This is a genomic window from Mesorhizobium sp. M7A.F.Ca.AU.002.02.1.1 (assembly GCF_003998535.1).
GTDB classification, from domain to species: domain Bacteria; phylum Pseudomonadota; class Alphaproteobacteria; order Rhizobiales; family Rhizobiaceae; genus Mesorhizobium; species Mesorhizobium ciceri.
In genome coordinates, this window is the sequence record NZ_RZPB01001335.1 from 1 (window position 1) to 840 (window position 840).

Consider the following 840-nt stretch of genomic DNA (forward strand, 5'->3'; position numbering starts at 1 on the left):
CGTCGGCGGCGGCTCCTACGATTTCGTTCGCGATTTTCGCGCTACTTATCTCGACGATCTGACCGAGGACAAGCGCATCACCCGAAAGCTGAAAGTGGTCGCCGCCTGCGGCAACGGCACCGCCGGCGCCTTCGCGCCGCAAGCGCTGCAGCGCATCGGCTGCGAGGTCATCCCGCTCGATGTCGAACTCGACCACACCTTTCCGCGCTACAATCCCAATCCCGAGGATATGCAGATGCTGCATGCCATCAGGGACAAGGTGCTTGAGACTGGAGCCGATGTCGGCCTTGGCTTCGACGGTGACGGCGACCGCTGCGGCGTCGTCGACAATGAGGGCAATGAGATTTTTGCCGACAAGGTCGGTGTGATGCTGGCGCGCGATATCTCCAACCAGCATCCGGGCTCGACCTTCGTCGTCGACGTCAAGTCGACCGGCCTGTTCAACACAGACAGCGTGCTGCGCGCCAACAGCGCCGTCACTGACTACTGGAAGACCGGCCACTCCTACATCAAGCGCCGCGTCGCCGAGCTTGGCGCCGTCGCCGGTTTCGAAAAGTCGGGCCATTTCTTCTTCAATCCGCCGATCGGGCGGGGTTATGACGATGGGCTGGTCACCGCCATTGCCATCTGCCAGATGCTGGACCGCAGCCCCGGCAGTTCGATGGCCGATCTATACCGCGCGCTGCCGCTGACCTTTGGCACGCCGACCATGTCGCCGCACTGCGCGGACGATGTGAAGTATGGCGTTGTCGAGCGGGTGGTTGCCGACTTTCAGGCCATGAAGCGGGATGGAACGGTTTTTGCGGGCCAGAAGATCGCCGACCTCATCACCGTCAACGG

General features: G+C 62.4%; 1 pseudogene. It reads left to right on the forward strand.

From position 1 onward, the window contains the following. A pseudogene (locus EN879_RS37540) lies at nucleotides 1-840 on the forward strand (phosphomannomutase/phosphoglucomutase); the annotation flags it as partial.